This window comes from Mycobacterium simiae (genome assembly GCF_008370645.1).
Lineage (GTDB): Bacteria > Actinomycetota > Actinomycetes > Mycobacteriales > Mycobacteriaceae > Mycobacterium > Mycobacterium simiae_A.
Genome location: NZ_VTZN01000017.1, coordinates 15,608 through 41,485, shown reverse-complemented (window position 1 = coordinate 41,485; position 25,878 = coordinate 15,608). Strand labels below are relative to the sequence as shown.

The window sequence follows — 25,878 nt, the reverse complement described above, 5'->3', positions numbered from 1 at the left end:
CGCCCCCTGCGTAAGCAACCCGCCGTCTGCAGGTTTGACGTGCGAGCAGCCTTGTCGCGGAAGCCCGTGGGCTTGTCGCAAGTGGCTACTGCGGTAACGTGCGTAGCATGCCCGCGGACACCACAGACGATGCGGCGGCAGTGATCGACATGTGGGCACCCATCGTCCCCTCCGATGAGATCATCGCCGATCTTCAGTCCGGCTTCCCGAGCGAGCAGTTGCAGTATCTGGAGGTGTTTACCAAAACCCACGTCAGCGCGGCGCAATTCAGCAGCTACGCAGCAGCGCTGCGCCGAAGCGACGACCAGATAGTCGCCGAGCTCGCCGAGGCCGGCATCACCCACAGCCTCGTGACCGGATTCGACGAGCGCTCCACCTGCGGGGTGACGTTCGTGCACAACGAGTCGATCGCCGCCCTCGCCGAGCGCCACCCGGACAGGTTCATCCCATTCGCCGGAGCCGACATCATGCGCGGCAACGTGGCCATAGCTGAGTTGGAACACTGGGTGCGTGAACGCGGCTTCCGCGGGCTGAGTCTGCGCCCCTTCATGATTGGCAAACCGGCGACCGACCGCAGCTATTACCCCTTCTACGCCAAGTGCGTCGAACTGGGTATCCCGCTGAGCATCCATACCTCGGCCAACTGGACTCGGACCCGCCCCAGCGATCTCGGCGATCCTCGCCATATCGACCAAGTCGCCTGTGATTTCCCGGATCTGACCATCTTGATGAGCCACGCCGGCTATCCCTGGGTGCTGGAAGCGTGTTTGATCGTCTGGAAGCATCCCAACGTCTACCTGGAGCTGGGTGCGCACCGACCCAAGTACTTTGTCGCTCCCGGCGCCGGCTGGGACGCGCTGATCCGGTTCGGGCAGACGACCATCCGTGACAAGATTGTCTACGGCACTGGTGCCTTCCTGCTCAACCGGCCGTATCGCCAGCTCTGCGACGAGATGCGGGCATTGCCGCTGGCGCCCGGCGTTCTGCACGACTGGCTGTGGGGGAATGCCGCCAGGCTGCTGAAGCTTGCCGGCGCGGACCGCGCGTAGCGGGGACGCGGTTGGCGTTGTCAGGTCAGGTGACTCGTACCGAGAACGCGTCCAGCAACTCGTTGAAGTCCAACCGCGGCATAACCACGCACGGGAATCGCCGCCATTCATGGCGGGGAACACGTCAAACGCTCGGTGTGTCGATGTCCCCATCGCTAGACCGAGATGATGCTCGCACCCGATGGTGAGCGGAGAGCTTTCCCCGCTGCGCCGGCACCGATTCATCAGCGCCGAGGCGGCCGTGGCCGCGTTCAGGGGCGCTCCGCGGGTGAGGCTCGATCGGTTCCGAGCGGATCTCGATCGAGCCGCCCGCCAGGACACCGCGCCTCGTGGCTGAGACTCCGCGGCCGTCACAGCGGCTCGTTGACACCTCGGTCGTGATCGATCTGGATCACATCGACGCCCCTTTTCACCATCCGGCATTTTCGAGGTGCGGTTGGCACAGTCCGTCGCCAGCCGTCAACACTAGCGTGGGGTGCCGACTGAAGGCGCAGTGCTGCCATATTGATTGAGCGGTTGGTTAATTCACCGGCCACATATGAGTGCGTGGCGGTGTGGAAAGTCAGGGTCGGTGAGCCGGGTCGGTAGGACCACCGGTCGCGAGCGGCTGCTTGCGGCCGCCGAAGCCGTATTTCGGAAGCGTGGATACGCACCTGTCTCGAAGCCGACGTAATCTTCTGGCACGCAATAGAACAACGAATAGCCGGTCGTGGACTGCCCGCCGCAGGTGGGTTGCCGCGCGGGATCAAACGGGCGCACCGGTTGCAGCGGCTGCCACGGCTGGTCGGTCAGCTGCGGGTGCACCAAGGACCAGTATTCCTCGAGATCCTGCGGGACATAGGTGACCATGTCGTCGTAGGGCGCATTGCCACCACTGGCCAGGTCGGCCTCGTTGTTGAATGGGATCTCGGTGACCACCGGGTCGCCTTCCCGGTAGTCCGTGCAGGCGCCGGTGCCGCTGTCGAATCCGGTGCGAAACGAATTAACGCGGTCGAAGCCGCTGCCATGGGCACGGGGATCGGCTTTCGCGGTGCCGGGCTCATCACGCAGGAACAGAAATCCGGCCAGCGCGCGGTCCAGGTCGTTGGCGGTGGGTTTGAAGGCGTCCCCTTGGCGGCGCGCGCCGCCCACGCTCCGGCAAAACAATCGGCCTGGATCTCCTTGGTGACCGTCTGGTTGAAGTTGGCCCGGGCCTGGAACGCGTGTGCCCGTTCGTGCGCTAGTACGACGGGAATGACGAAGTCTCCGAAGCTCTTGCGCAGATCCGGCAGCAGCCGTTCGACATCCCAGGCGATGTCGTCGGCTTTGGCGCAGGAGAACGCGTTGCCCGCGATGTCGGCTTTCGACTCTGCGCACGGCGCCAACTTCCCCGATGACGGCGTGACCGCGCAGAACCTGCCTTTGACCGGCGTGTAGTCGCGACCATAGAGTTTAGGAAAACTCGCTGCTCCGAAATCCCTGAATGCCCGTGATCGCCTTGATGACAATCTGATTCACCGGATTCGAGGCGTCGCCATTGATCTGGACGCTCGGCGTTGGCGTAGAGCTGGGCGCCGATGCCTTCTTCGACGACTTGCCGATGCTGCCTCCGGAGCAGGCCAGCGTCACGACAACACCCACCGCGGCGAAGCGCGCAACCAATCGCATCAACGGCTCCTCAGGATCATCGCCAGCGCCTGGAAGGCGCTGGCGATAGGAAAACGAGCGGCAGGTTCACCGACGTCGCCTATTGTGGGTGATCGTCGACCTTGAAGTCGAAGTTGACATCTCCGGCGTCGACGCTGGTGACGGTCACGCTGATGCCGTACTTACTGCTGCCGTCGGTGAGCTGGCAGCGCAGGGTCGCGCCCTCCACACCCTTCAAATTGTCCGGGCAGGTCACTGAATCGGGCCGCTGTCCCACCTGCTGATACAGCTTGTTGCTAATAATGGAGGCAACCTGGTTCTTGTCGACGGTCTCCACCATGTCGAACTTGACGTCCTTACCCTCGACGCTGGTCACGGTGACGTTGACGTTGTACGTCGAGTCCTTGACTTTCATCTCGCAGTTGAGTTGAGCCCCGACTTTGGCCGGCAGGTCGCCTGGGCACGTGACCGATTCGGGCTTGTTACCGGCGGTGTCGGTCATCTTGGCTCTGATCTGGTCAGCGACATCGCTCTTGCTCACCGAGTGCGACGACGATCCGACCGAGCACGAGCAGGCTCCTGCGCTGGCCATCAGCCCCACGGCGGCACCGCCGACCAGCAACATCCGAACGATCGAGTGACCCATTTCGCCTCCCTGGCTTCCGACAACTGTCAACTGCGAATCGGCTGATAATGACACGCCAAACAGCTTCAGAAAAGCAAATCCGGGAAACACCCGCCGCGCGACGACGGTGACCTGGCAGGTTTGCCGCCTACACGGCTGGCTCAGCTGATGCTCTGATAGCGGCGCAGCGCTTCGGCGCGTTCGGTGCCGTGGTCGACGATCGGCTCCGGGTAGGCCGGCGGCCGCTGACCCGTGCGCAAGTGAATGTCTGCGGCGTCGCTCAGCTCGGGAACCCAGTGGCGGATGTAATCGCCTGAGGGATCAAACTTTTCGCCCTGGGTGGTGGGGTTGAACACCCGGAAGTAGGGCGCCGCGTCAGTACCGCAACCCGCGCACCACTGCCAGCCGTGCTGATTGTTGGCCATGTCGCCGTCGGTGAGTTGTTCCAGGAACCAGGCCGCTCCCCACTGCCAGGGCAGGTGCAAGTCTTTGACGAGAAACGATGCGGCGATCATCCGTACTCGGTTGTGCATGAACCCGGTCTCGCGCAGTTGTCGCATTCCCGCATCGACGATGGGGAACCCAGTTTCACCAACCTTCCACGATTCGAAGACTCGTTGGGCGTGGGCGTCGTCGTCGGTCTGCATGGAATCGAAGTCGCTGTTCCAATTGCGCCAGACGCTGGCCGGCCAGTAATACAGCACTGCGGCATAGAAGTCGCGAAAGGCTAACTCTCGCAGGTAACTCTGGGAGCCGGTGTCGCTCAGATCCAGGCCCGCGACCATGGATCGGGGATGAATGGTGCCGAACTTCAGGTGAGCCGACATGCGGCTGGTGCCCTTTCGGTCAGGTCGGTTGCGGTCCTCCCCGTAGCCGTCCAGCCTGTCCGCGACGAAGGCTTGCCACTGCAGTAGTGCTGCGGTCTCGCCGGCGGTGTGGTCAAGTGTCACACCGGGATCCGGACTTGCGCATTGGTCGACGGCCACCTGAGCCGGACCCAGCCAGCGCGCCGAATCGGCGCCCGAGCGCGCCGGCTCTCGCCAGCCCACTTGGCGCCACTTACGCAGGAACGGTGTAAACACTTGATAGGGCGTGCCATCGTCTTTGGTGACTCGCCCGGGTGAGACCAGATACGGAGAACCGGTCGACACCAACGGCACCGAATCCAAGGCGGCGCGAACCCGCTCGTCACGGCGCCGGCCGAACGGCGCGAAATCCTCGCTGATGTGCACGGAAGATGCGGCTATCTCTCTGGCAAGCAACGGTATTCGCTGCTCGGGCCGACCCCGCGTGACCAGTAGCCGACCACCTAGGTTGTCGTCCAGTTGCCGTAGCGAGTCACCCAGAAACTGCAGGCGACGACGTCCCGACGAAGCCTCCAGGCGCGGATCGATCACGAAGCAGGCGAGTACCTCCTCGCCGGTGGCGGCTGCGGCCGCTAGGGCCGGATGATCGCCCAACCGCAGATCGCGGCGAAACCACAGCAGTACCGCCATCATCGGCGCCTAGCGATTGAGTCGCCAGATGTGGGTGGCCAGCACCGTGGCGAAGGAGCACCACAATGCGTAGGGCAGCATCGCCCAGCCGGCGCGTCGATCAGCTTCGGCGGTGCGCCGCACCAGGTCGGCGCTGCTGGTAGCCAGGACCGCGGCGCCCAACGCGGAGGCGCCGAGTTTGTGGAATCGGAAGAACAGCCAACTCCATCCGGCGTTGAGCACCAGATTGACGCTCAGCGCGGCGATGTAGCGGCGGGCCTTGTCGTCTTGCCCGGTGGCGCGGAACCGGTCGATGGCCACCGCCGAGCTGGCGGCGATGTCGCCGTAGAGTGTGGTCCACACCACCGGGAAGGCGATGCTTGGTGGCTGGTACGGCGGCTTGCGCAGCCGCAGGTACCAGGGGGACGTGTTGGGCGGGCTGGCGATGCTGCCGGAAGCGGCTGCCGCTGTGACAGCGAGTCCGGTGGCGGCCAGTGTCGATTTGCTCATCCGATGCTCCGTTCGGCGGGTAATGGGCTATCAGGGAAAATGTCAACGGGTTTCGGATCGTTAGGCCACCAGATGCGGTCGCCGATCAGGGCGAATAAAGCGGGAATAACCAACGTGCGCACTATGAAAGTGTCCAGCAGAATGCCCAGGCCCACGATAATGCCGATCTGGGTGAGCGCGATCAGCGGCAAGACACCCAGTACGCAAAACACTGCGGCCAAAACGATTCCGGCGCTGGTGATGACGCCGCCGGTGGCCGACACCGCGCGGATCATGCCGGTACGGGCGCCGTAGTGCGCGGCCTCTTCGCGAGCGCGGGTGACCAAGAAGATGGTGTAGTCCACTCCTAGCGCCGCCAAGAACAGGAAGGCGAACAACGGAGTGCTGTTGTCCAGCGCGGGGAAGTCGAACAGATGCATGCTGGCCCAGCCACCCAGTCCGAGCGCTGCGAGCGCACCCAGTATGGTCGCCGCCAGCAGGGTCGGTGGGGCCAACAGGGCTCGCAAGAGGGCATACAGCACCAGCAGGATGACGGTCAGGATCGCCGGAATCAGCACCATGCGGTCGTGCGCCGCTGCGTTGCGGACGTCTAGCGCTTGCGCGTCAGGGCCGCCCACCAGCCCGGCGGAAGACGCTGTTCTTGTCGAATCACGCAGTGCGGTAACAATATCGAATGACCGCTTCGATGACGGTGGTGCGTCGATAACGACCAACCATTTCGTCAGCCCGCTGGTGGAGGTACCCGACTGGGTCGCCGAGACCACCCCTGGTGTGGTGCTGATGGCTTGCTGCACTTGCACCGCCTGCTGGCTGGGCGCGATGACCACCGTGGGGTTGGCCAGCCCGGCGGGGAAGTGTTGGGCCGCAACATTGAATCCCGTTACCGAGTCCGCCCGGACTCGGAATTGCTCGGTCTGCGACAGGCCGATTCGGGTGCTGAGCAGTCCGGTGGCCAGCAGTGCCAGTAGTGCGGTGGTAACCGTAGCGACCAGGGCGGGTCGCCGGGCTACCCGTTCGGCGACGCGGTGCCACAGGCCGGATTCCAGGGTTGTCCGGACGTCCGGCTCGGGAATAAAGGGCCAGAACAGGCGTCGGCCGCACAGCGCTAGCAGCGGCGGCAACGCCACTAATACCGATAGCGCCGCGACCACCAATCCACCTGCCGCCAGCCCGCCCAGGCTGCGCGTGCTTGGGGTCCGCGCGAAAATCAACGTGAGTAGCGCCAACACCACGGTGGCGTTGCTGGCGGCGATTGCCGGGCCGGCCGTGCGCACCGCGCGGCGCAGGGCAGCGCGGTGGTCGGTGTCTCGCCCAAGTTCTTGCCGGTAGCGCGAAATCAGCAGTAGCGCATAGTTGGTGCCGGCGCCGAAGACCAGCACACTGGTGATCCCCGAGGTCGCACCGTCAAAGCTCAGCCCGGTCACCGACGCGACTGCGGTGCCGGCCGAGGCCGCTAGTCGATCGGCGAACCCAATCACGAGCAGTGGTAGCAGCCACAACACCGGTGACCGGTAGGTGGCGATCAGCAGCAGCGCGACTACAGATCCCGTCACCGCCAAAAGCGTGATGTTGGCGCCGGAAAATGCGTTGGCGATGTCAGCGCCGAACGCGGGTCCGCCGGTAATATGGGCATCGAGGTTTGCCGGCAGGCCCTGGCGCGTGGCGGTGCGCAGTGCGGTGACGGCATCACTGAGTTCTAAACCGGATAGCTGGGCACTGATCGGCACCACCCCAATGGCCGCTTTGCTGTCGGTCGATACCGTCATCGGTAGCGGTGGTGGGCCCGGCTGCACGATGGCCTGCATTCGGTCACGAGCTTGCTCGGCGGCTCGGATGTCGGGTAGGTCCAGCGCCGCGCCGTCGCCGCGGGAGACCACCACCAGCACCGGAGCGCGATCGCCACCGGGGAACTGGCCGGACATCGCCTCCACCTTTGCCGAATCAGACTGCGTCGGCACCGATTGCGGTGCTTGACCCGCTGCGGTATTTCCACCAACCAACAGCATGAAACCGGTGGCCAGCAAAATGATGCCGAACGTGATTAGCCACGACCACCGGCCTGCCACCGCAGCCGCGAGACCTTTCCAGACCACCCCGACAGCATTTCAATTGTTTAAGTATTAATCAACGAATGGGCATGCTCGCTCTGGCCGAGCCGGGAGAAAGCCGACTGCGGAGTTGGCTCACGAGCTGGCGGGATCATGACCCCAATTCATCAACGAGTAACGCCAGGCGGTGTCGGTGATGTCGCCGCTGGGGCGCTGGGCCAGGTGTCGCCTCGCGTAGCCGACGACTTTGCGCATGTGCGCGTAGTCGTCGGCGTCAAGGTCCGCGGTCTTCGTCTGGAGAATCCCGACGATGCGACGACCGCTGGCGTGACCCGTTGACTCGTGGCCGTCCTGCTGCTGCCCCACGCTTTGCGATTCGTCTGTTTGAAGCCACTTTTCGAGTTCACGCGCGGTCATATTGACTGTCTCACGAAACCGGGCCCGTATTTCGATGTCTTCGGCCATGGGTGCTCCTCAACTGCGAAAGCCCTAAAGCGAGTTAGTCTGCGTGCCGCAGCGCGCTCGGCTTGTGTACCGCCTCTGCACCAGTTTTGCTGCTGCGTACCGTGTATTGCGGTTCTTCTGCAGAAGCGCGTACCATTCGCCCTGCCGCCTTGGTGTCGGAAGTGAGCACGTCCTCGACCGTTCCCGCTACGATGCTGCCGTGGCTCTTCCACTAGACGCGGTCGCCCTCGCGAAACGTGTTATCTGCCATTGCGGTGCGCCTTCCGGAAATCGTGGAGACGCGATGCGGCCGCCCCCAGCCAGTAATGGGCTCAGCCGGCTTGTCGACTGAGCCCATTCGTTGGCACGTTACTGGTTAGCCTTCTGCCGCTCTTTAGCCGCCTTAGCGCTGGCGCGAGCCGACTCGGCCGCCGCTTCCTTCTTGGCGGCATGGCGCTGGGCTTCGGCCTTGTCTTGCTGCGCCTTCGCCTCTTCGGTTAGCCGATTGTTGCCGGTCACCAATCCGATCACCTGCTTGATCGCACCCTTGACGCCTTCGACGACGCCGCTGACTGCTTCCAGTGGTCCACTTCGTGCCATGTCTGCCTCCCGCTAATGTTTCGATACGGCTGTTGCTCCGCCACTACAGGTGATTCCCGCTAGGCGCGCGCCAAAAACCCCTGAGCACGGACTAATTGGCACGCGCCCAGGTGATCGTCATCTCAGTTGGCGGGCACGACGAGGCTCCTCCTGCGGCGCCAGTTTGGCCCGCTGGGATCACGGGTATCCAATTCGCTGTGAATCTCACGGGAACGCCGCGACACGTGTGGCGCGCAAAGCAGAAGGCGCTGCGCTGGCAAAGGCGACTGTGGTTTGCGCAATTGGCTTTCTGGCCATCGGTGGTGGTGATGGCGTTTGCGATACCCGTTGCCGCATGGGCGGTGCGGCGACTGAGGTCTGCTAAATCTGCTCAGCGTCATTATCAACACGACGTCGCGCAGCCCACGAAGGGTGCTAGCAGTGGATCGCTTCAACCGATTGACTGAGCCGGCCCACGGGCGCCGGTCGGCGGCCGCTGCTATGCGATGCGCTTGAGGGCGGCGACTAGGCCTTCGACGTCCGCAACGGTGACGGTCAGGGCGGAGTGGTCGCGCAGGCCGAGCACGCGGTGAATACGCGGTTCGAAGTGAATGCACACTCCGGCTTGCGCGTTGGTTCCGAAGGTAAGCCCGTCATCGACCATCGATAACCGGGGGCCGACCGCGGTCCACCATCGGTACGGCCCGGTGATATGGGCGTCGCGCACCGTCGACAACGGCACATCGACACGAAAGGGCCCGTAGCGGGCTTGAAAACGGTCGTCGGCGGTCAGCATCACGCCCTGCCGCCCCGGCCACCGAAACGCTAGCCACATCGGCGCCAGCCGAGGGTCATAACGATAGGGGAAGTGCCGGTCGTGGTCCTTCGGTTGCATTCCACGGCTCCGATCAGTGCTGCCTACCTGCCTAGCGAGTCATACCGAGGCTACTGCCGAAGCGCCAAGCGCGGCGGCGAGGCCGGATACTCTTTGCCGGCAAAGGCATCGGCGATCTGGTGTGCGTTGCCGTTCGTGCGACCAGACGGTGCGGCTAGGTGCGCTCGGAGATAACGTGCGTCGGCGCGTAACGCTGCCGTGATCTGCGCTTGCTGGTCAAGTCAAGCTGACGGCGCGACCCGATGATGTCTTCGAGCAATTGAAGCGCCTCGGGAACCGAGTCGACCACGGTCAAACCATGGTTGACGACGATGCGCAGCAGGGGGCGCAGCGCGGCGCCGGCGACCACGCTGCAGTGCAGCCGCGCCTGCAGGTATTCGTGGTTAAGGACAAGCAGTGCCCGAAAACCATCGATAGCCAGGAAATCGAGATGGCTGAGGTCGAGTATCAACGGCGCCTTCAGCACGGTTAGACGGCGGATCGCGTCGACAACGCGGTCGGCGTTCGCGGCGTCAATCTCGCCGTCGACCCGCAGCACGGTGGCTAGGTTGCGGGCGTACACCTGTAGTCGCGCGCCAGCGCAGTCGGCGATGTGGAGGCCCTGGAAATATTCTGGTGAGCCGATGGCTCGTGCAGCAGTCATGTGAATCATCCATCTCATGTGATGGTGAGCGGAGATCGACGGTCATCCGACTCTCGGTCCCGCGACGTCTCGGCTGTGAATTCAACCCCTAGGCTAGAGCCTAGCGCCCACCGCCGCGGCGCGGCGGCCGGGCAGGACGCGGCAGCGCGCTGGCAAACGCAACCGCGACGATGAAGTTCAAGTCAAGCAGGCGATTTTGCTACCCGGTGACGCTGCGAGAAATGTGATGTTTTCGCTTTTTGGCTGCGGCGGTGGCCGACGCCTTCGCTTGTCGGCCGGCCAATGACCGACCCGGCCCGCAATCTCGGCACGCAATTTTTGGCGTTTGGCAGGGCAGTTGAACGGGTAGCACTTTGGGCAGTGTGGAGTCGCCATTATCGATAGGCGAGGGATGGTTGCGGCGAAATGGAACCGTGGGCGCGTAGCTCGTCGCTTAGCGGCCGCGATCGCGGAGCCACAACAAATAGGAAAGGGAACGCACGACCATGACAACCAACCATCGAGCCGGCCCGGCAGCTCACAACGCGACTGCTATCGGCCGTACTCCAGTGCAGCTGGCCGCATTAGCGATCGGGGCGGTGTTCTTAATTGTGGGCGTATGCGGCTTCATTCCCGGGATCACTACCCACTACGACATGCTGGAATGGGCCGGTCATGGCTCCGGAGCCCAACTGCTGGGACTGTTTAACGTCTCGGTCCTGCACAACATCGTGCACCTAGCCTTCGGCGTAGCGGGAGTAGCGCTGGCCCGGACGGTGAGCGGGGCCCGCTGGTTCCTCATCGGCGGCGGCATCATTTACATCGTCTTGTGGATCTACGGGTTGGCGCTGGGCGACTATCACACCGCAGCCAATTTCATTCCGGTGAACACCGCCGACAACTGGCTGCACTTTGGACTTGGCGTAGCGATGCTGGGGCTTGGTCTGGCGCTGGGACGTAGCCGCCGCGGTGAGCTAGGCCGGGCGTGAGGCCGGCCGCAGATCTCTACGCACATCCTGGTTTCCGCCCGCTGAGAACGGGAATCCGCCGCCGGTGAGTGTTTCTGACATCGCCGCTCGACCCTTTCAGTGGGGATCCGCCCTCCGAAACAGCCGGATATTCCATCCGGCTGGGGTGGTCGCAGCAGGCCGCATCGAACGCGTCGCGCCGGCAAGCAAGGGACTGCCGCTCCCGTCGTCGGAAGCCGTCGCCCGGCTCTCCAAAGCCGCGGGAACTCCGGGCGCAGTGCCTGACTTCATTGGAGTGGCCATCCGGGTCATGCTGCCGCAGGCGGAGGCGACACCGTGGGACATCCTGCTTGTCTCCGCGGGTTCTGGCGTCCTCGGGAGGGCGCTGGCGCTGCGGCCGGTCACCTCGTGGACAGGGCACAGCATGAGCACGCTGATGCCACTGCACTATCGAGGCGAGTACTGGTGGCTTCGGGCCCGAATCGTCACGGATATCACTGGATCTGGTCTGTCGCTCGAGCATGTGAGGGCGCAGCTCGACGACGGTGGCATCGAGGTCGACCTCGACCAGGCCCACGGCAGATCCAACTTTCAGCATTTGGCGCGGCTGACCCTCACCAACATCTTCGACGCGGGGTCCGGTGACGACATATCGTTCGATCCGGTCGTCAACACCGCACCTGGTGTACGGCTGGCTCCGCGATGGCTCGCCGATCTGCGAGGCCGTGCCTACGCTCGCAGCCGTCACGGCCGCGAGGCCGACCGGTGAGCAAGCGGATCGTCTTCGCCGGAGCGAGCACCTTTGCAAGAGCCGTCCGACGAGTTCGGCTCCGTGCTCAGCGGCTGCGCCCGAGCAGGTGCCGCAACGCCGAATCGAGGTCAGGTTGGCGAAATCGGTGCTGGGCTTGGTTGAGTCGGTGCGGCAGCACTCGCTGACTGGCGCATACTAGTTCGCGAGCACCCTGCTTGCCGAGCAGTAGTCGTGGAGCCAACGACGGAACCGGTAAGACTGCGGGCCGGCGTAACACCTGGGCTAGCACGCGGGTGTAGTCCGTATTGCGAACTGGTTGCGGTGCAACGGCATTGACTGCGCCAGACAGCGCACTGTCCCACAGTGCGCGATGGTAGACGTCGACCAGGTCGTCGATGCCGATCCAAGACAGCCACTGTCGGCCGTCGCCAAGCCGGCCACCCAGCCCGGCGCTGAACAGCGGACGCATCAACTGCAGGGTGCCGCCGCGCGGGGATTGCACGATGCCGGTGCGCACCTGCACGACTCGTGCCCCGGCCCGGCTGGCCGGGCCGGTCGCCTGCTCCCAGTCGGCCACCACGTCGGCGAGAAATCCGTCGCCACGATCGCTGTCTTCGGTGAGGGTCTGGTCGCCGCGGTCGTACCCGTAAAACCCGATCGCTGACGCCGAGATCAGTACCCGAGGTCCGTTGGCGGTGCGCGCGAAGAGTTCGGCCAGTCGGCGCGTCGGCCCTATGCGACTGTCGCGGATTGCCTCTCGATGGCGTGCGGTGAACCGGCCGGCGATCGATGCCCCGGCCAGGTGGATGACGGCCTCGACTCCGTCGAGCAGGCCCGGATTGGGGTCTACCGGGTCCCATTGTCGCTCGGCTGAGTTGCGGGGGGTGCCGCGGACCAGGCGAACGACGCGATGCCCGCCGGTGCTCAGAAATGCGGTCAGCGCTGAACCGACCAGTCCCGACGATCCCGTCACGGCCACCGTCGTCGGCTTGAGACGGTGTTCAGCTGCCACCTGGTGGGCGGCTAAGTCATCGGCGAGCTGGCGGTGGCGGTAGACGAACATCGGGCGCAACAGCGGGCCCGGCACCGGCGTGTCCACCCGGTCGGTCACCCGGGTCCGGCCCGCGCCGCAGTCGTCGAACTCGTGGGTGTGCCGCCACCGCACCACGACCTGTGCCGGCAGCGAGGCTAGCCCGTCGCTGCCGAGGACATCGACGAAACGCCTTGGGGGATCGTAGGAGTCCGGCTGGTGGGCGGCAACCCAGCGCAGGCCGCCGGGCAGGGCCAGGGTGGCGCGCCCATCCTTGAGCGAGGCCGCCGCGGTCACCAGCCGCATGGGCTGCCAGGGCGGCGACAATCGGGTAAACGCACCCGGCCTGGCATGCCACTCGAACACCTCGTCGCGTGGCGCGGTGACCACGCTCGAATACACCAACCCCATCACTCGACGTTACCGTCCCACGAGTGGGTGCACCGCCGTAAGTGCCCGGGATAAGGAATTATGGGCGGGTATGAGCGTTTTCGGCGGTATCCGCCCACTACTTGACACGGCCCTCGATCGTGCGGTTGTTCCGGGCTATACCCGCATCGGTTATCAGCTGCGTCGACCCGGCTGGGCGGACGATCCGCCGCCGGGTGCCTTGCGCGGCCGGACCGCGTTAGTCACCGGCGCCAATCGTGGGCTGGGCAAGGCCATTGCCGCCGGCCTGGCCGGGCTGGGCGCGACCGTCCTGCTGACCGTGCGCGACCGGGAAAGCGGCGAGCAAGCCCGCGACAAGATCGCTGCCGAATCAGGTACCGAGGTGCGGGTAGAAGTCTGCGACATGTCTAACTTGGGCGCCGTGCGTACCTTCGCCGCCGACCTGCGCACCCGGGTGTCGCGGCTGGACGTGCTGATCCACAATGCCGGGTTGCTGCCCACCAGCCGATACGAGAGTGACGAGGGCCATGAAATCACCTTGGCCACCCACGTTCTGGGGCCGATCCTGCTGACCGAACGGCTAGTTCCGATCCTGGCCGAATCGGACGACCCGCGGGTGATCCTGATGTCCTCGGGCGGGATGTACACCCAATCGCTGCCCATCGAAGATCCGGAGTATCGCACCGGTCGATACCGGGGTGCCGTCGCCTATGCCCGCACCAAACGGATGCAGGTGGCGTTCACCCCGATTCTGGCCCGCCGCTGGGCAACCCAGAGCATCGCGGTGTATTCCATGCACCCAGGCTGGGCCGACACACCCGGGGTGGCTTCGTCGCTTCCCGGTTTTCGCGCCGTCACGGGCCCGATCCTGCGCACACCCGGGGAGGGAGCCGACACCGCAGTGTGGCTTGCCGCGACCAGACCCACACCGCCGACCGGCACCTTCTGGCATGACCGGCGGATGCGTCCCGAGCACTACCTGCCGTGGACCCGATCCAGCGAAACTGATCGTGAGCTGCTGTGGCGATATTGCACTGAAGCAATCGGCATAGATTAGCGATCCGGCAACGCGTGCTCCGCGATCGGCAGCCGGGGCAGTGGCTGCCGTTCGCGGCGTTTGGCCGCTAAGTACACCTGTGCGGTCTCCTTGGCCACTGTGCGCCAATCGAAGTCAGATGTGAGCCGTTCCCGGGCGGCCCGGGCCCGCCCTTGCGCGGCGGTTGGATCGTCGAGCGCCGTGCACACCGCGGCGGCCAGCGCCGGCACGTCGCGGGGCGGGCACGATACTCCGGTCACCCCGTTGATCACCGCTTCGCCCAGGCCGCCGATGTTCGACGTCACCAACGGCGCGCCGGCTGCGGCGGCTTCGAGTGCAACCAGCCCGAAAGGCTCATAGTGGCTGGGAAATATCGCGACGTCCGCCCGATGCAACACCGCCAGCAGTTCGGCATGCTCGAGGTGTCCGACGAACGTGGTTGCCTTGAGCACCCGGTGTTTACGTGCTTGCTCGACGAGCCAATCGTGTTGGGTGCCGTCGCCGGCGACGGTCAGGGTGGTCCCTGGGTGACTGCGTCTGATCCGGGGCAGCGCGGCGATGGCGTCGTGCACGCCCTTCTCATACTCCAGCCGCCCGACGTAAAGCACCTCAGGCGGGCCGGTCCGCGCGCGGCGCAGCGCGAACGGCCAGCGCGCCGCGTCAATACCGTTGCATATCACCGTAATCTCGGCCAGCCCAGGACCGAAAAGCTCGGTGATCTCGTCCCTCATCGACGCCGAACACGTGATGAGCGAATCGGATTCGCGCACCAGCCACGACTCCACCGCGTGCACCTGGCGGCTCAGCGCACCGGTGACCCAGCCCGAATGGCGTCCGGCCTCAGTCGCGTGAATGGTGGAAACCATTGGCACGTCGTAATACTGGGCGAGCGCGATAGCCGGATGGGCAACCAGCCAGTCGTGGGCGTGCACGACGTCAGGACGCCAGGTTTGGTCGGTAGTGTGGGTGTTGATCGACAGGCCGGCACGGATCATGGCGTGTCCCATCGCCAAAGTCCAGGCCATCATGTCACCGGCGAAGCTGAATTCGTGCGGGTCATGTGCGGCCGCGATTACCCGCACCCCTTCGCGGACCTCATCGGCGGACGGGTGGGTGCTGGGATCAGTGCCCGAGGGCCGGCGGGACAGCACGACGACGTCGTGACCGGCCGCGGCCAAAGCGGTTGACAGGTGGTGCACGTGGCGACCGAGCCCGCCGATCACCACCGGCGGGTATTCCCACGACACCATCAGGATTTTCACCCTCTCGGCGCCCTTCGCGAGCGTTCCCATAACGCCGCGTGAAGCGGCGTGTCGTTGTACAGACACGCGCGCCCGCGGGGCAATGAGACGTTCACCGCGGCAGCCTACGGGCATCCAGGGCGCCGAACAGGCCGTCGGCGCGATTCCATCCGTCGGCCAGCCGCTGCGCCTGATCGCGCCGCCCTGACGCCAACGCCCCAGCGATTTCCCTGGTGGCATGAGCGTGCAGATGGGCGCGATACCGGGCGTAGTCGGCGGCGGAGTCCTTACTGACCATGAATGGCCAATCGCTGGACACGGTGAGCAGCGTCTCGCGCAGGATTTGGTCGGCGACCTGATCGCGTGGGGTGGGTCCGTCCAGGGAAGCCGTCTGGGCCAGCGCCTTATCGACCGTGCTCAAAGCGGCGTCGACCACCTCAGCGTTGAGCTGGACCAGGTCGGCCACCTTCGGGCCGTTCCACACCTGCCAGTCCTTGCCCGAACCCCAAGAGCTGGGCGGCAATTCGACCGGAGCGCCGACGAAACCGGCTGTCAGCGCCTCGCGCAAGGTGCCCACCCGAACCCCGGCGGCCGGCAAGGCTCGCAGCACCCGGGCCAGCCACGTCGGCCCTTCGTACCACCAGTGGCCAAACAACTCGGTGTCGAAGGCGGCGATCACATGGGCTGGTCGCGCGATGCGCTCGGACTCGGCGATCAGCCGAGTGCGTACCACGTCGACGAAGTCGGCGACGTGGACGTCGACCGCGCGGTCAGCGCGCTCGGGTTCGTAGGGCGCCTTGGCCTCCGACGACACATTGCGGCCGGTGACCCTCGCCGGCTTGAGGCCGGTGAGGTGGTCATAGGTGTGAAAATCGCGATACGCGGCGTTGCCGGGATAGCCCGATTTCGGCGACCACACTCGGTAGCTGACCTGCAGGTCACGCCCAAACGCGACCACGTCGGTGTCGCCGACCGGCCGGCCCAGCGCGGTGTCGCCGTGCAGCGACGGGCCGTCGACCATGAAGTGGCTGACCCCCGCGGCGGCATAGTCGTGCTCCAGGCCCGGGGCGTAGGCGCATTCGGGCGCCCAGATACCGGTCGGGAGCTGCGCCATCCGCAGCCAGGCGTCGGCCAGGCCCTCGCGCAGCGCGAACTCGCGCAGCCGCGGATTCAGCAGTGGTTGGAACGGGTGGGCTAAGGGGCCGCCGAGTAGCTCCACCGTGCCGGCGTCGATCAGGTCGCGCAGCAGTGGACTGCCGCCATGGCGCCATAGGGTGGCGAAGTCGTCGAGCGCCTGATCGGCTTCGGCGCACTCACGAATCCCGTATGCCCGCAATGCCTCCGGCGTGCAGGATTGGTAATGCGCGGATTTCGACCGGCCAGCGGACCGCACGCTGGCGGCCTCCGCGGCGCGCAGGCGCCAGTTGGCCAGCCAGTGATGCATTCCGTCCAGGCAATATGGGTCGTCGAGCTGGGCGTTGACGACCGGGGTCATGCCCAACGTGATGAGTCCCCGGCGATCTTCCTTGGCCAGGGTTCGCAGCACCCGGAACAACGGCAGGTAGGCCGCCGACCAGGATTGATACAGCCACTCCTCGCCGACCGGCCACCGGCCGTGGTGGGCCAGCCAGGGCAGGTGGGTGTGCAGCACCAAAGTGAACAAGCCGGGCACGCGACGTGCGGAAGCGGTGTTGTCCCAATTGCTCACGGCCGCACCGCGATTGCGATCAGATCAAGGCTTTCGTCGATGTCGCGCGCCGGGTCGAGGCCCGCCTCGACGATGTCGAAGTCGGCGGTAGTCACGGCCGCGACGTCGGCCGCCAGCTCTGGTGGCCACGGTGCGTCGGCTACCGCCCGCGCGATCTGGGCGTCGATGATCGAGCCGCCATGGCGCTGGTCCATCTCATGTAGCCGCTGCCCATGGAACAACCCGTAGCTGGCCACCTCAGCGAACCCCGCGTCGACTAGCAGTTGGGTGAGCTCGTCGGCGTTGAGCTCGCGAGTGTGAAACGGGTTGATCGGGGTGTCGCGGCCGGGGGAGAAGGTGATGCGGTTCGGGGTGGACACCATGATCAAGCCCGACGGGCGCAACACCCGAGCACACTCGCGAAGGAACTGAGCCTGGTCCCACAGATGTTCGATGACCTGGAAGTTGACCACGACGTCCATCGACGCGTCGGGCAGCGGCAGCTCAGCCAGGTTTGCCCGCAGCACGTCAACCCGGGGGTAGCGGCTGCGTACATGTGCCACCGCGGTCTGGTCGTAGTCGACCGCGACCACCCGGCGGGCCACGCCGGCGATCAGGTCGGCGCCGTAACCTTCACCGCAGCCGGCTTCCAGCACGTCGCGGCCCGCGCAGCGCGCTGCCAGTCGCTGGTAGACGACTTCGTGGCGGCGAAACCAGTAATTCTCGATGTCCAGATCGGGAATGGTGCGCTCACCGGTCAGGGTCAACACCGCTGGGACCGCGGCATTACCCGTCCCCGGGTGGTCGGCGTGGACGGGGTGGAGACCGTCGGGTACGAATGCGCTCATTGCTAAGGCAGGCTAACCCGAACCGTCGGATTCGCGAACCGGGTACCGGGCACAGGCGAATGAACCTGCACTACGACCCGCTATGGTGTGAGGGCAGATCGCACCAAGTTACCTGCTAGTAACATGCCAGTGTGGTCGCATAACGCGTGGCCAAGGTCTTGCAGTCGACCGCTGCGAGACGCCTTCGAGGAGGACGAACCAGACTCATGACGAACATCGTGGTCCTGATCAAGCAGGTCCCAGACACCTGGTCGGAGCGCAAACTGACCGACGGCGATTTCACGCTGGACCGCGAGGCCGCCGACGCGGTGCTGGACGAGATCAACGAGCGTGCCGTGGAAGAGGCGCTGCAGATCCGCGAGCGTGAGGCCACAGCGGGCACCGAGGGATCGGTCACCGTGTTGACCGCCGGCCCCGAGCGGGCCACCGAGGCGATTCGCAAGGCCCTGTCGATGGGTGCTGACAAGGCGGTTCATCTCAAGGACGACGCGATGCACGGCTCGTGCATCGTGCAGACGGCCTGGGCGCTGGCGCGTGCGCTGGGCACCATTGAGGGCACTGAGCTGGTGATCGCCGGCAACGAATCCACCGACGGGGCCGGTGGGGCGGTGCCGGCCATCATCGCCGAGTACCTGGGGCTACCGCAGCTCACCCACGTGCGCAAACTGTCGGTCGAGGCCGGCAAAGTTACCGGCGAGCGGGAGACCGACGAGGGCCTGTTCACCCTGGAGGCCACCTTGCCGGCGGTGGTCAGCGTCAACGAAAAGATCAACGAGCCGCGGTTTCCGTCTTTCAAGGGCATCATGGCTGCCAAGAAGAAAGAGGTCACCGTGCTGACCCTGGCCGAGATCGGCGTGGAGACTGACGAAGTGGGGCTGGCCAATGCCGGGTCGACGGTGGTGGCCTCAACACCCAAGCCGGCTAAGACCGCCGGTGAAAAGGTCACCGACGAGGGCGACGGCGGTAACCAGATCGTGCAGTACCTGGTTGCCCAAAAGATCATTTAAACGAGCGCGAATCAGAGACGAGAGCGACAAAACCCCATGGCTGAAGTACTGGTGCTCGTCGAGCACGCTGAAGGTGCGCTGAAGAAGGTCAGCGCGGAATTGATCACCGCCGCCCGGGCGCTGGGCGAGCCGGCGGCTGTCGTGGTCGGTGGCCCGGGCACCGCCGCGCCCTTGATCGACGGACTGAAGGGGGCCGGTGCCGCCAAGATTTACGTCGCCGAGTCCGACGTGGTCGACAAGTACCTGATCACTCCGTATGTCGACGTGCTGGCGGGGCTGGCCGAGTCCTCCACCCCGGCCGCCGTGCTGGTGGCCGCCACCGCCGACGGCAAGGAGATCGCCGGCCGGCTGGCCGCCCGGATCGGATCTGGCCTGCTCGTTGACGTGGTCGAGGTCAGAGCAGGTGCGGTGGGCGTGCATTCCATCTTTGGTGGCGCGTTCACGGTCGAGGCCAAGGTCAACGGCGATGCCCCGGTGATCTCGGTACGCGCTGGGGCTATCGAGGCCCAGCCGGCCGAGGGCGCGGGTGAGCAGGTCAGTGTCGAGGTGTCCGCCCCCGCCGAAAACGCCACCAAGATCACCGCGCGTGAGCCCGCGGCGGCCGGCGACCGCCCGGAGCTGACCGAGGCCACCGTGGTGGTATCCGGTGGTCGCGGAGTCGGCAGTGCTGAGAATTTCAGCGTGGTCGAGGCACTGGCCGACTCGCTGGGCGCCGCCGTCGGCGCTTCGCGTGCCGCCGTGGATTCCGGCTACTACCCGGGCCAGTTCCAGGTGGGGCAGACCGGCAAGACGGTGTCACCCCAGCTCTACATCGCGCTGGGGATCTCCGGCGCAATCCAGCACCGCGCCGGTATGCAGACGTCGAAAACGATTGTCGCGGTCAACAAGGACGAAGAGGCGCCGATCTTCGAGATCGCCGATTATGGCGTTGTCGGCGACTTGTTCAAGGTCGCTCCGCAGCTGACCGACGGCATCAAGGCTCGCAAGGGCTGATTTTCTGCTGATCAGTGTGCACGGCCCCGCAGGTCAACCTGCGCGGCCGTCGCTTAGCGCGCGCCACATCTTGTCACCTGACGTGCACCGACGCGACACAGCAGCGATGCCAAGTGGCCGACCGATTACGTCACCTTGTTGGCATGAGCATCGCTTCTGTTCTGATTACCAGCGAAAAACCGGTTAGCCCAACGACCGGGGCAGCTTCTGCTCCGCGCTATTCCTTGCTGTTGTCCACCGATGCCACGCTGATCGAGGCCGCTCAGCGCCTTCGCTACGACGTCTTCAGCACCACGACCGGCTTCACGTTGCCCCTAGCACGTGACGGCCGCGATGTCGATCGGTTCGACGAGTACTGCGACCACCTGCTGGTCCGCGACGACGACACCGGTGAACTGGTGGGGTGCTACCGGATGTTGCCCCCCGCCGGCGCCATCGCCGCAGGGGGTTTATACACCGCCACGGAATTCGACCTGCGCGAATTCGACTCGCTGCGGGCGTCGTTGGTGGAGATGGGCCGCGCCGTGGTGCGCGATGGTCACCGTAATGGTGGCGTAGTGCTGCTGATGTGGGCAGGGATCCTTGCCTACCTGGACCGCTGCGACTACGACTACGTGACCGGCTGTGTGTCGGTACCGATCGATGGTGACGGACAGCCTCCGGGCAGCCAGGTCCGCGGTGTGCGCGACTTCGTGCTGAAACGTCACGCGGCGCAGCACCGGGTTCACCCCTACCGGCCGGTGCGCATCAACGGCAAGGGCCTAGACGAGATCGCCCCGCCGCGGCGGTCGGCTATCCCGCCGCTGATGCGGGGCTACCTGCGGCTGGGCGCCCAGGCCTGCGGCGAGCCCGCTCACGACCCGGACTTCGGGGCGGGTGATTTCTGTGTGCTGCTGGATAAGCGCCGCGCCGATGGTCGCTACCTGAAGCGGTTGCGGTCAGTAGCGGCGGCCGCCGAGCTGAGCGCAGCGATGGCCGTCGGAGCGCCGTGATGAACGGTTCCGTCGGGCACCCGTGGCTGCCCCGCGCATCGTGTGATGTCAGTTGTGTGGATGTGGGCAACAGGGCTGCTACTCGGCCGCTGCTGGTGGCGTTGCGGGTGGGTCTGCGACTCACACTGGCACTGTTGCTGGCGCCGGGCCTACCGCTACTCGGCGTGCCGCTGCCAGGGCGGACACGCCTGCAACGCGCTTATTGCCGGTTGGTGCTGCATTGTATCGGTGTCCGAATTGTCCTGTCCGGCAATCCGATTCGTAATCTGCGTGGTGTTCTTGTGGTCAGCAACCACATGTCGTGGCTGGACGTTTTCGCCGTCGGCGCGGTGTTACCGGGATCGTTCGTTGCCCGTGCGGATATGTTCACCGGACCGGTAATCGGGATGGTGGCTCGCCTATTGAAAATCATCCCGATTGAGCGGGCCAGCCTGCGCCGGCTGCCCGTCGTGGTAGACGCCGTCGCCCGGCGGCTGAGCGCCGGCCAGACGGTGGTGGCTTTCCCGGAGGGCACCACCTGGTGTGGGCTGGCGGCTGGGAGTTTCTACCCGGCGATGTTTCAGGCGGCGATTGATGCCGGCCGGCCGGTGCAGCCACTGCGGTTGACGTATCGTCACGCCGACGGCCGCGTATCGACCACTCCGGCTTACGTCGGCGAGGACACTCTGGTGCGGTCGTTTCTTCGGGTGCTCGCCACGCGCCGGACGGTGACATGGGTACAGGTCGGATCCCTGCAACTGCCGGGCACCGATCGCCGGGCCTTGGCCAGACGCTGCCAATCCGCAGTCCGCGCCCAGCACGCGGGCCACCAGTCTCAGCGGCATGTACTGGTGGCTTAGCCGAGCTTCGCGGCGGGCCGGCACCGAGCCGGCGCTGCTGCGCCACGACCCCGTTGAAATCAGTCAGGCGGCGCATCCCAGCCAACGGAGGCGCTCATCGAACGACGAAACCGTTGCTCATGTCAGCTAGACAAACCGCTACTGCGCTCACTTGCCCGCGGTTCGGTGGTCACCCCGGCAGCGGTTCGCCGGCATAGTCGCCGAATGACCACAAGTTGCCTTCGGGATCGCGGACGGCGAATTCGTCGGCGCCGTAGTCGGTCTTGGCTAGCGGACGCACGATGTCGGCCTGATGTGAGCGGACCCGCTGGTACAGGCCGGCCGGGTCGCTCGTGACGACGTAACCACCGGCGGTTCCCGGTTCACGCGACCAGTCCGCGTCGGGTCGGTGGCTGCCCAGCATGATGCCGCCGCTGCCTTCGGGCCAATTCAGTTGGGCGTGATCGACCTTGTCGCCCTCGCCGTATCGGGCCGCGACGAGGAAGCCAAACGTGTTGACGTAGAAGTCGATGAGTTTGGGAGCGTCATGAGCCTGCAGTGTCAACCAGACGGTCGGATTCGAAGTTGTCATGGTCCCACTGTGCGCCGAAGGAGTGCCCGCCGTCTTGTATGTTTCGGAACTCTGCGGCCAGCCAGGCCCGCGGTGGCACACCGGCGAACCGACCGAACTCGCGCGTCAGGTGCGCCTGGTCGCAATAGCCGGTGTTGGCCGCGATCGCGGCCAGGTCGACCCGCCCGTGCTGGCGTGCCGCTGCAGCGATTCTCGTCGTCGCGTGCTGGAAGCGCATCAGCATTGACACTGTCTTGGGCGATCTGCCGAACTCCCGGTGAAACAGTGTGGTCAGTTGCCTTGCGCTGATGCCGACACGAGTTGCCAACGTGCTCATCGGGATTCGACCCTGGGTGCGCTCCAGGAGGTGCCAGGCGTGGGCGATCTCGGGCCGCACTGTCGCATCGTCGCGCCGCCGCTGGGCATCCACCAGGTGACCGGCGACCGTCGCGAACGCCTCGGGCCACCGGCGTGCTGCTGCCACCCGCTCGGGGAGGTCGCGTGCGTGCCGACCGAGCACGTCGAGGGCGTCGAAGTCCGTGACGGGCAACTCGGCGCTGGGCACGCCGAACAGCGCACGTGAGGCCAACGGGTGTACCGCCAGCTGCACTCCCGCCTGGCCCCGCCGTTGCCGCACGTGGCTTGCCCGCATGTGCAGGCCGGCGAGGACCAAGGGGTTGGGTTGTGCCTGTGCCAGCGCGTCGGCGGTGTCTGCGGCTTCCACTCCGTCGTCGAGGCTGACGATGAACGTCAACATCGCCGAGGGCATGCCGCGATGCGCCGCTTCAGGCACATCCAGCGCGCGGTAGCCCACCATCGATGTGACACCGGGCGCGCTGCGCGGCGGTGCCACCACGAATTCCCAGCCGCCTTGCATGTCCGCAGCCATCAAAAGCAACGCTAGCGCGGCGTGGCCGGGATGGCAGGCCAACCGCTGATCAGCCGGTTACCGATAGCGGTCGGCTTGCGAGACGGGTAGCCGCTAGGCTGGCCCAGAGTTTCCCCGCTCGTCGTCAGGTCGTTCCGACCGGAATTGTCGCTGGCCGGGCCGGTATCGTGGGGCGGGTCATGGTCTACCTGGATCACGCTGCCACCACCCCGATGCATCCCGCCGCCATCGAGGCGATGACGGCTGTACTGGGCACCGTCGGCAACGCCTCCTCGCTACACGCCACCGGGCGTATCGCACGCCGTCGGATCGAGGAGTCCCGAGAGCGGATCGCAGACAAACTGGGCGCACGCCCCTCAGAGGTGATCTTCACCGCGGGCGGCACCGAGAGCGACAACCTTGCCGTCAAGGGAATCTTCTGGGCGCGCCGGGATGCTGAGCCGAGCCGTCGGCGCATCGTCACCTCCCAGGTGGAACACCACGCCGTGCTCGACGCGGTGGCCTGGCTCGTCGAGCACGAAGGCGCCGAAGTGACGTGGCTGCCTACTGCGCCCGATGGCTCGGTGTCGGCAACTGCGCTGCGCGAGGTGTTGCAGAGCCACGACGATGTCGCGCTGGTGTCGGTGATGTGGGCCAACAACGAGGTCGGCACCATCATGCCCACTGCGGAGTTAGCCGCTGTCTCCGCCGAGTGCGGCGTCCCGATGCACAGTGACGCAATCCAGGCAGTGGGACAGTTGCCGGTCGACTTCGCCGCCAGCAAGTTGGCGGCAATGAGTGTGACGGCGCACAAGTTCGGCGGCCCGCCCGGGGTGGGCGCATTGCTGCTGCGACGCGATGTTAGTTGTGTGCCGCTGTTGCACGGCGGTGGCCAGGAGCGCGATATTCGCTCGGGGACGCCCGACGTCGCCGGTGTGGGGGGAATGGCGACGGCGGCGCAGATCGCGGTAGACGGACTGGAGGCCAACAGCGCGCGGCTGCGGTTGCTGCGGGACCGCCTCGTTGCGGGTGTGCTCGCCGGCATCGACGACGTGCGGCTCAACGGTGCGCGTGATCCGCAGCGACTTCCGGGCAACGCACACTTCACCTTCCGCGGCTGTGAAGGTGATGCGCTGTTGATGCTCTTAGATGCCAACGGAATTGAGTGTTCGACCGGGTCGGCTTGCACCGCGGGTGTGGCGCAGCCGTCGCACGTGTTGATCGCGATGGGCGCTGACCCCGCCAGCGCTCGGGGCTCGCTGCGTCTTTCCTTGGGGCACAACAGTGTCGACGCGGACGTCGACGCGGCGTTGCGGGTACTGCCCGGCGCGGTGGCCCGAGCCCGGGGGGCCGCCCTGGCGGCCGCGGGAGCCTCCTGGTGAGAGTGCTCGCTGCGATGAGCGGCGGCGTCGACTCTTCGGTTGCGGCCGCCCGGATGGTCGATGCCGGACATGAGGTGGTCGGTGTGCATTTGGCGCTGTCGTCGGTACCCGCAACGCTGCGCACGGGTTCCCGGGGTTGTTGCTCCAAGGAAGATGCCTCGGATGCGCGCCGGGTCGCCGATGTGCTCGGAATCCCATTCTATGTGTGGGATTTCGCCGAGAAGTTCAAGCAAGACGTGATCGACGACTTCGTGTCGTCCTATGCTCGCGGAGAAACGCCCAACCCATGTGTGCGGTGCAATCAGCGGATTAAGTTCTCGGCGCTGTCGGCCAGAGCGCTGGCGTTAGGCTTCGACGTGGTGGCCACCGGCCACTATGCGCGGCTGGCCAACGGGCGGCTGCGCCGTGCCGTGGACCGGGACAAGGACCAGTCCTATGTGCTGGCAGTGCTCACCGCCGAGCAGCTGCGGCATGCGATGTTCCCGATCGGCGACACTGCCAAGCCGCAGATCAGGGCGGAGGCCGCGCGTCGCGGCTTGGCAGTTGCCGACAAACCCGACAGCCACGACATCTGCTTCATTCCGTCGGGAAACACTCAGGCGTTTCTCGGTGCGCGCATTGGCGTTCGGCGGGGAACCGTCGTCGATGCCAACGGCGCCGTGCTGGCCACCCATGACGGTGTGCATGAGTTCACCATCGGTCAGCGCAAAGGTCTCGGCATTCCCGGGCCCGGCCCCGATGGCCGCCCGCGGTATGTCACCGCGATCGATGCCAAGACGGCGACGGTTCGTGTCGGTGGCGCAGCCGATCTCGCCGTATTCGCATTGACAGGGCGAGCGCCTGTGTTCACCACCGGGACCGCCCCGTCAGGTCGCATCGAATGCGCGGTGCAGGTGCGCGCGCACGGCGAAATAACCAGCGCGACAGTTGAATTGGTCGGCGACGAACTGTTGGTGCGGTTGCACGCCCCGTTGCGGGGGGTGGCGTGCGGCCAGACGATTGTCTTGTACCGCCCGGATCCCGTCGGTGACGAGGTGCTCGGCAGTGCCACCATCGCCGGCACCGGGACATCCTAAACGCGCCGCCAGCCCGAGGGTTGGCTTAGGGTTACATTGTGCTAAACAGCGGCCGTGGCCGGGATGATCGGTCGGTGGACGTCCAAGGCCGCCAATAGGCTCGCCGACAACTCCTGGGTAGCTGCCCCAGTGCGGCGGAGCCCGAAATATTGCTGCTTACAGTGATTTTCACCGGAAGCCAGGTTGCGCTGCTGCCGCGACGCGCCGGGCAGACAAACGCCTAGATAATGCTGGAAACCTACGAAACCGAAACCTTAACCTACGTAACCGTAGCTATTTGCAATAGTTGCCAATAATTAAGATCTGTGCGATTTTATTCCGGACTGTATGCGGTCGGTTATTCCTGG

The 25,878-nt window shown here is 65.5% G+C and carries 27 protein-coding genes and 1 pseudogene; 11 read left to right on the top strand and 17 right to left on the bottom strand.

What is annotated here, in order from left to right:
- The first annotated feature begins 107 nt into the window (after window positions 1-107).
- On the top strand, window positions 108-1,049 hold the full coding sequence (locus F0Q45_RS05000; RefSeq protein ID WP_149652882.1) for an amidohydrolase family protein: 942 nt from the start codon (window positions 108-110) through the stop codon (window positions 1,047-1,049).
- Between the two features lie 525 nt (window positions 1,050-1,574).
- On the opposite strand, the gene F0Q45_RS04995 is transcribed toward F0Q45_RS05000, so the two are convergent.
- The gene (locus F0Q45_RS04995) at window positions 1,575-2,180 is read right to left on the bottom strand and encodes a hypothetical protein (RefSeq protein ID WP_223163877.1); all 606 of its coding nucleotides are present in this window, start codon (window positions 2,178-2,180) and stop codon (window positions 1,575-1,577) included.
- 102 nt (window positions 2,181-2,282) lie between these two features.
- On the opposite strand from F0Q45_RS04995, the gene F0Q45_RS04990 reads away from it, so the two are divergent.
- A complete protein-coding gene (locus tag F0Q45_RS04990) occupies window positions 2,283-2,465 on the top strand; it encodes a hypothetical protein (RefSeq protein WP_149652880.1) in 183 nt (60 codons plus the stop codon).
- A gap of 15 nt (window positions 2,466-2,480) precedes the next feature.
- Here F0Q45_RS04990 and F0Q45_RS04985 read toward each other — a convergent pair whose 3' ends face one another.
- The 10 genes and pseudogenes from F0Q45_RS04985 to F0Q45_RS04940 all read right to left on the bottom strand — a co-directional run bounded on the left by F0Q45_RS04985 (window position 2,481) and on the right by F0Q45_RS04940 (window position 9,894).
- Complete coding sequence (locus F0Q45_RS04985) at window positions 2,481-2,696, bottom strand: hypothetical protein (RefSeq protein ID WP_149652879.1); 216 nt, start codon at window positions 2,694-2,696, stop codon at window positions 2,481-2,483.
- 79 nt (window positions 2,697-2,775) lie between these two features.
- Window positions 2,776-3,321: a DUF4333 domain-containing protein gene (locus tag F0Q45_RS04980; RefSeq protein WP_149652878.1), complete on the bottom strand. Its 546-nt coding sequence runs from the start codon at window positions 3,319-3,321 to the stop codon at window positions 2,776-2,778.
- A gap of 140 nt (window positions 3,322-3,461) precedes the next feature.
- A complete protein-coding gene (locus F0Q45_RS04975; protein WP_149652877.1) occupies window positions 3,462-4,796 on the bottom strand; it encodes a cryptochrome/photolyase family protein in 1,335 nt (444 codons plus the stop codon).
- Window positions 4,797-4,805: 9 nt separating this feature from the next.
- Window positions 4,806-5,285 carry a TspO/MBR family protein gene (locus tag F0Q45_RS04970; RefSeq protein WP_149652876.1) on the bottom strand — a complete coding sequence of 160 codons (480 nt, stop codon included), beginning with the start codon at window positions 5,283-5,285 and terminating at the stop codon, window positions 4,806-4,808.
- A complete protein-coding gene (locus F0Q45_RS04965) occupies window positions 5,282-7,378 on the bottom strand; it encodes an MMPL family transporter (protein WP_149652875.1) in 2,097 nt (698 codons plus the stop codon). The genes F0Q45_RS04970 and F0Q45_RS04965 overlap by 4 nt, the downstream gene beginning before the upstream one ends.
- A 90-nt stretch (window positions 7,379-7,468) precedes the next feature.
- The gene (locus tag F0Q45_RS04960) at window positions 7,469-7,798 is read right to left on the bottom strand and encodes a DUF3140 domain-containing protein (protein WP_149652874.1); all 330 of its coding nucleotides are present in this window, start codon (window positions 7,796-7,798) and stop codon (window positions 7,469-7,471) included.
- 34 nt (window positions 7,799-7,832) lie between these two features.
- Window positions 7,833-7,997: pseudogene (locus F0Q45_RS04955) on the bottom strand (DUF2945 domain-containing protein); the annotation flags it as partial.
- A gap of 149 nt (window positions 7,998-8,146) precedes the next feature.
- The gene (gene mbp1 / locus F0Q45_RS04950) at window positions 8,147-8,377 is read right to left on the bottom strand and encodes a microaggregate-binding protein 1 (protein ID WP_149652873.1); all 231 of its coding nucleotides are present in this window, start codon (window positions 8,375-8,377) and stop codon (window positions 8,147-8,149) included.
- Window positions 8,378-8,855: 478 nt separating this feature from the next.
- Window positions 8,856-9,251, bottom strand: a complete 396-nt coding sequence (locus tag F0Q45_RS04945) for a hypothetical protein (protein ID WP_149652872.1) — start codon at window positions 9,249-9,251, stop codon at window positions 8,856-8,858.
- Window positions 9,252-9,405: 154 nt separating this feature from the next.
- Complete coding sequence (locus tag F0Q45_RS04940; protein WP_262490873.1) at window positions 9,406-9,894, bottom strand: STAS domain-containing protein; 489 nt, start codon at window positions 9,892-9,894, stop codon at window positions 9,406-9,408.
- A 485-nt stretch (window positions 9,895-10,379) separates the two neighbouring features.
- On the opposite strand from F0Q45_RS04940, the gene F0Q45_RS04935 reads away from it, so the two are divergent.
- The gene (locus F0Q45_RS04935; protein WP_149652871.1) at window positions 10,380-10,862 is read left to right on the top strand and encodes a DUF4383 domain-containing protein; all 483 of its coding nucleotides are present in this window, start codon (window positions 10,380-10,382) and stop codon (window positions 10,860-10,862) included.
- A gap of 64 nt (window positions 10,863-10,926) precedes the next feature.
- Window positions 10,927-11,610 (top strand): phosphodiesterase, encoded by a 684-nt coding sequence (locus F0Q45_RS04930; RefSeq protein WP_149652870.1) that lies wholly within the window; start codon window positions 10,927-10,929, stop codon window positions 11,608-11,610.
- 67 nt (window positions 11,611-11,677) lie between these two features.
- Here the strand turns inward: F0Q45_RS04930 and F0Q45_RS04925 are convergent, their stop codons facing one another.
- Window positions 11,678-13,033 carry a TIGR01777 family oxidoreductase gene (locus F0Q45_RS04925; RefSeq protein WP_149652869.1) on the bottom strand — a complete coding sequence of 452 codons (1,356 nt, stop codon included), beginning with the start codon at window positions 13,031-13,033 and terminating at the stop codon, window positions 11,678-11,680.
- A 70-nt stretch (window positions 13,034-13,103) separates the two neighbouring features.
- Between F0Q45_RS04925 and F0Q45_RS04920 the strand changes: the two genes are divergently transcribed.
- The gene (locus tag F0Q45_RS04920; RefSeq protein WP_149652868.1) at window positions 13,104-14,069 is read left to right on the top strand and encodes an SDR family NAD(P)-dependent oxidoreductase; all 966 of its coding nucleotides are present in this window, start codon (window positions 13,104-13,106) and stop codon (window positions 14,067-14,069) included.
- On the opposite strand, the gene F0Q45_RS04915 is transcribed toward F0Q45_RS04920, so the two are convergent.
- The 3 genes from F0Q45_RS04915 to F0Q45_RS04905 all read right to left on the bottom strand — a co-directional run bounded on the left by F0Q45_RS04915 (window position 14,066) and on the right by F0Q45_RS04905 (window position 17,824).
- The gene (locus F0Q45_RS04915; RefSeq protein WP_149652890.1) at window positions 14,066-15,310 is read right to left on the bottom strand and encodes a glycosyltransferase family 4 protein; all 1,245 of its coding nucleotides are present in this window, start codon (window positions 15,308-15,310) and stop codon (window positions 14,066-14,068) included. The two genes, F0Q45_RS04920 and F0Q45_RS04915, sit on opposite strands and share 4 nt — an antisense overlap.
- A gap of 91 nt (window positions 15,311-15,401) precedes the next feature.
- The gene (locus tag F0Q45_RS04910; RefSeq protein ID WP_149652867.1) at window positions 15,402-16,997 is read right to left on the bottom strand and encodes a 1,4-alpha-glucan branching protein domain-containing protein; all 1,596 of its coding nucleotides are present in this window, start codon (window positions 16,995-16,997) and stop codon (window positions 15,402-15,404) included.
- Window positions 16,994-17,824 carry a class I SAM-dependent methyltransferase gene (locus tag F0Q45_RS04905; protein ID WP_149652866.1) on the bottom strand — a complete coding sequence of 277 codons (831 nt, stop codon included), beginning with the start codon at window positions 17,822-17,824 and terminating at the stop codon, window positions 16,994-16,996. The genes F0Q45_RS04910 and F0Q45_RS04905 overlap by 4 nt, the downstream gene beginning before the upstream one ends.
- Window positions 17,825-18,030: 206 nt before the next feature.
- Here F0Q45_RS04905 and F0Q45_RS04900 point away from each other — a divergent pair, with 206 nt between their 5' ends.
- The 4 genes from F0Q45_RS04900 (at window position 18,031) to F0Q45_RS04885 (ending at window position 21,655) form a co-directional block, all read left to right on the top strand.
- Window positions 18,031-18,831, top strand: coding sequence for an electron transfer flavoprotein subunit beta/FixA family protein (locus F0Q45_RS04900; protein WP_149652865.1), 801 nt, complete (start codon window positions 18,031-18,033; stop codon window positions 18,829-18,831).
- Between the two features lie 36 nt (window positions 18,832-18,867).
- The gene (locus F0Q45_RS04895; protein WP_149652864.1) at window positions 18,868-19,824 is read left to right on the top strand and encodes an electron transfer flavoprotein subunit alpha/FixB family protein; all 957 of its coding nucleotides are present in this window, start codon (window positions 18,868-18,870) and stop codon (window positions 19,822-19,824) included.
- Window positions 19,825-19,967: 143 nt separating this feature from the next.
- The gene (locus F0Q45_RS04890; protein ID WP_149652863.1) at window positions 19,968-20,816 is read left to right on the top strand and encodes a GNAT family N-acetyltransferase; all 849 of its coding nucleotides are present in this window, start codon (window positions 19,968-19,970) and stop codon (window positions 20,814-20,816) included.
- Window positions 20,816-21,655: a lysophospholipid acyltransferase family protein gene (locus tag F0Q45_RS04885; RefSeq protein WP_149652862.1), complete on the top strand. Its 840-nt coding sequence runs from the start codon at window positions 20,816-20,818 to the stop codon at window positions 21,653-21,655. The genes F0Q45_RS04890 and F0Q45_RS04885 overlap by 1 nt, the downstream gene beginning before the upstream one ends.
- Window positions 21,656-21,824: 169 nt before the next feature.
- On the opposite strand, the gene F0Q45_RS04880 is transcribed toward F0Q45_RS04885, so the two are convergent.
- Window positions 21,825-22,226, bottom strand: a complete 402-nt coding sequence (locus tag F0Q45_RS04880; RefSeq protein WP_149652861.1) for a VOC family protein — start codon at window positions 22,224-22,226, stop codon at window positions 21,825-21,827.
- Window positions 22,180-23,022 carry an AraC family transcriptional regulator gene (locus F0Q45_RS04875; RefSeq protein WP_149652889.1) on the bottom strand — a complete coding sequence of 281 codons (843 nt, stop codon included), beginning with the start codon at window positions 23,020-23,022 and terminating at the stop codon, window positions 22,180-22,182. Before F0Q45_RS04875 ends, F0Q45_RS04880 begins: the two co-directional genes overlap by 47 nt.
- Window positions 23,023-23,273: 251 nt before the next feature.
- Here F0Q45_RS04875 and F0Q45_RS04870 point away from each other — a divergent pair, with 251 nt between their 5' ends.
- Together F0Q45_RS04870 and mnmA are read left to right on the top strand one after the other, a co-directional pair.
- Window positions 23,274-24,455 (top strand): cysteine desulfurase family protein, encoded by a 1,182-nt coding sequence (locus F0Q45_RS04870; RefSeq protein ID WP_149652860.1) that lies wholly within the window; start codon window positions 23,274-23,276, stop codon window positions 24,453-24,455.
- Window positions 24,452-25,531, top strand: coding sequence for a tRNA 2-thiouridine(34) synthase MnmA (mnmA, locus tag F0Q45_RS04865; RefSeq protein ID WP_149652859.1), 1,080 nt, complete (start codon window positions 24,452-24,454; stop codon window positions 25,529-25,531). The genes F0Q45_RS04870 and mnmA overlap by 4 nt, the downstream gene beginning before the upstream one ends.
- Window positions 25,532-25,878 lie beyond the last annotated feature (347 nt).

Bases quoted from the DNA above. Each gene is read 5' to 3' on its own strand.
- F0Q45_RS05000 (WP_149652882.1), top strand. From the start codon at position 108: ATGCCCGCGGACACCACAGACGATGCGGCGGCAGTGATCGACATGTGG.
- F0Q45_RS04990 (WP_149652880.1), top strand. From the start codon at position 2,283: ATGACGAAGTCTCCGAAGCTCTTGCGCAGATCCGGCAGCAGCCGTTCG.
- F0Q45_RS04985 (WP_149652879.1), bottom strand. From the start codon at position 2,696: ATGCGATTGGTTGCGCGCTTCGCCGCGGTGGGTGTTGTCGTGACGCTG.
- F0Q45_RS04980 (WP_149652878.1), bottom strand. From the start codon at position 3,321: ATGGGTCACTCGATCGTTCGGATGTTGCTGGTCGGCGGTGCCGCCGTG.
- F0Q45_RS04975 (WP_149652877.1), bottom strand. From the start codon at position 4,796: ATGGCGGTACTGCTGTGGTTTCGCCGCGATCTGCGGTTGGGCGATCAT.
- F0Q45_RS04970 (WP_149652876.1), bottom strand. From the start codon at position 5,285: ATGAGCAAATCGACACTGGCCGCCACCGGACTCGCTGTCACAGCGGCA.
- F0Q45_RS04960 (WP_149652874.1), bottom strand. From the start codon at position 7,798: ATGGCCGAAGACATCGAAATACGGGCCCGGTTTCGTGAGACAGTCAAT.
- mbp1 (WP_149652873.1), bottom strand. From the start codon at position 8,377: ATGGCACGAAGTGGACCACTGGAAGCAGTCAGCGGCGTCGTCGAAGGC.
- F0Q45_RS04945 (WP_149652872.1), bottom strand. From the start codon at position 9,251: ATGCAACCGAAGGACCACGACCGGCACTTCCCCTATCGTTATGACCCT.
- F0Q45_RS04940 (WP_262490873.1), bottom strand. From the start codon at position 9,894: ATGACTGCTGCACGAGCCATCGGCTCACCAGAATATTTCCAGGGCCTC.
- F0Q45_RS04935 (WP_149652871.1), top strand. From the start codon at position 10,380: ATGACAACCAACCATCGAGCCGGCCCGGCAGCTCACAACGCGACTGCT.
- F0Q45_RS04925 (WP_149652869.1), bottom strand. From the start codon at position 13,033: ATGGGGTTGGTGTATTCGAGCGTGGTCACCGCGCCACGCGACGAGGTG.
- F0Q45_RS04920 (WP_149652868.1), top strand. From the start codon at position 13,104: ATGAGCGTTTTCGGCGGTATCCGCCCACTACTTGACACGGCCCTCGAT.
- F0Q45_RS04905 (WP_149652866.1), bottom strand. From the start codon at position 17,824: ATGAGCGCATTCGTACCCGACGGTCTCCACCCCGTCCACGCCGACCAC.
- F0Q45_RS04900 (WP_149652865.1), top strand. From the start codon at position 18,031: ATGACGAACATCGTGGTCCTGATCAAGCAGGTCCCAGACACCTGGTCG.
- F0Q45_RS04895 (WP_149652864.1), top strand. From the start codon at position 18,868: ATGGCTGAAGTACTGGTGCTCGTCGAGCACGCTGAAGGTGCGCTGAAG.
- F0Q45_RS04890 (WP_149652863.1), top strand. From the start codon at position 19,968: ATGAGCATCGCTTCTGTTCTGATTACCAGCGAAAAACCGGTTAGCCCA.
- F0Q45_RS04885 (WP_149652862.1), top strand. From the start codon at position 20,816: ATGAACGGTTCCGTCGGGCACCCGTGGCTGCCCCGCGCATCGTGTGAT.
- F0Q45_RS04880 (WP_149652861.1), bottom strand. From the start codon at position 22,226: ATGACAACTTCGAATCCGACCGTCTGGTTGACACTGCAGGCTCATGAC.
- F0Q45_RS04875 (WP_149652889.1), bottom strand. From the start codon at position 23,022: ATGGTGGGCTACCGCGCGCTGGATGTGCCTGAAGCGGCGCATCGCGGC.
- F0Q45_RS04870 (WP_149652860.1), top strand. From the start codon at position 23,274: ATGGTCTACCTGGATCACGCTGCCACCACCCCGATGCATCCCGCCGCC.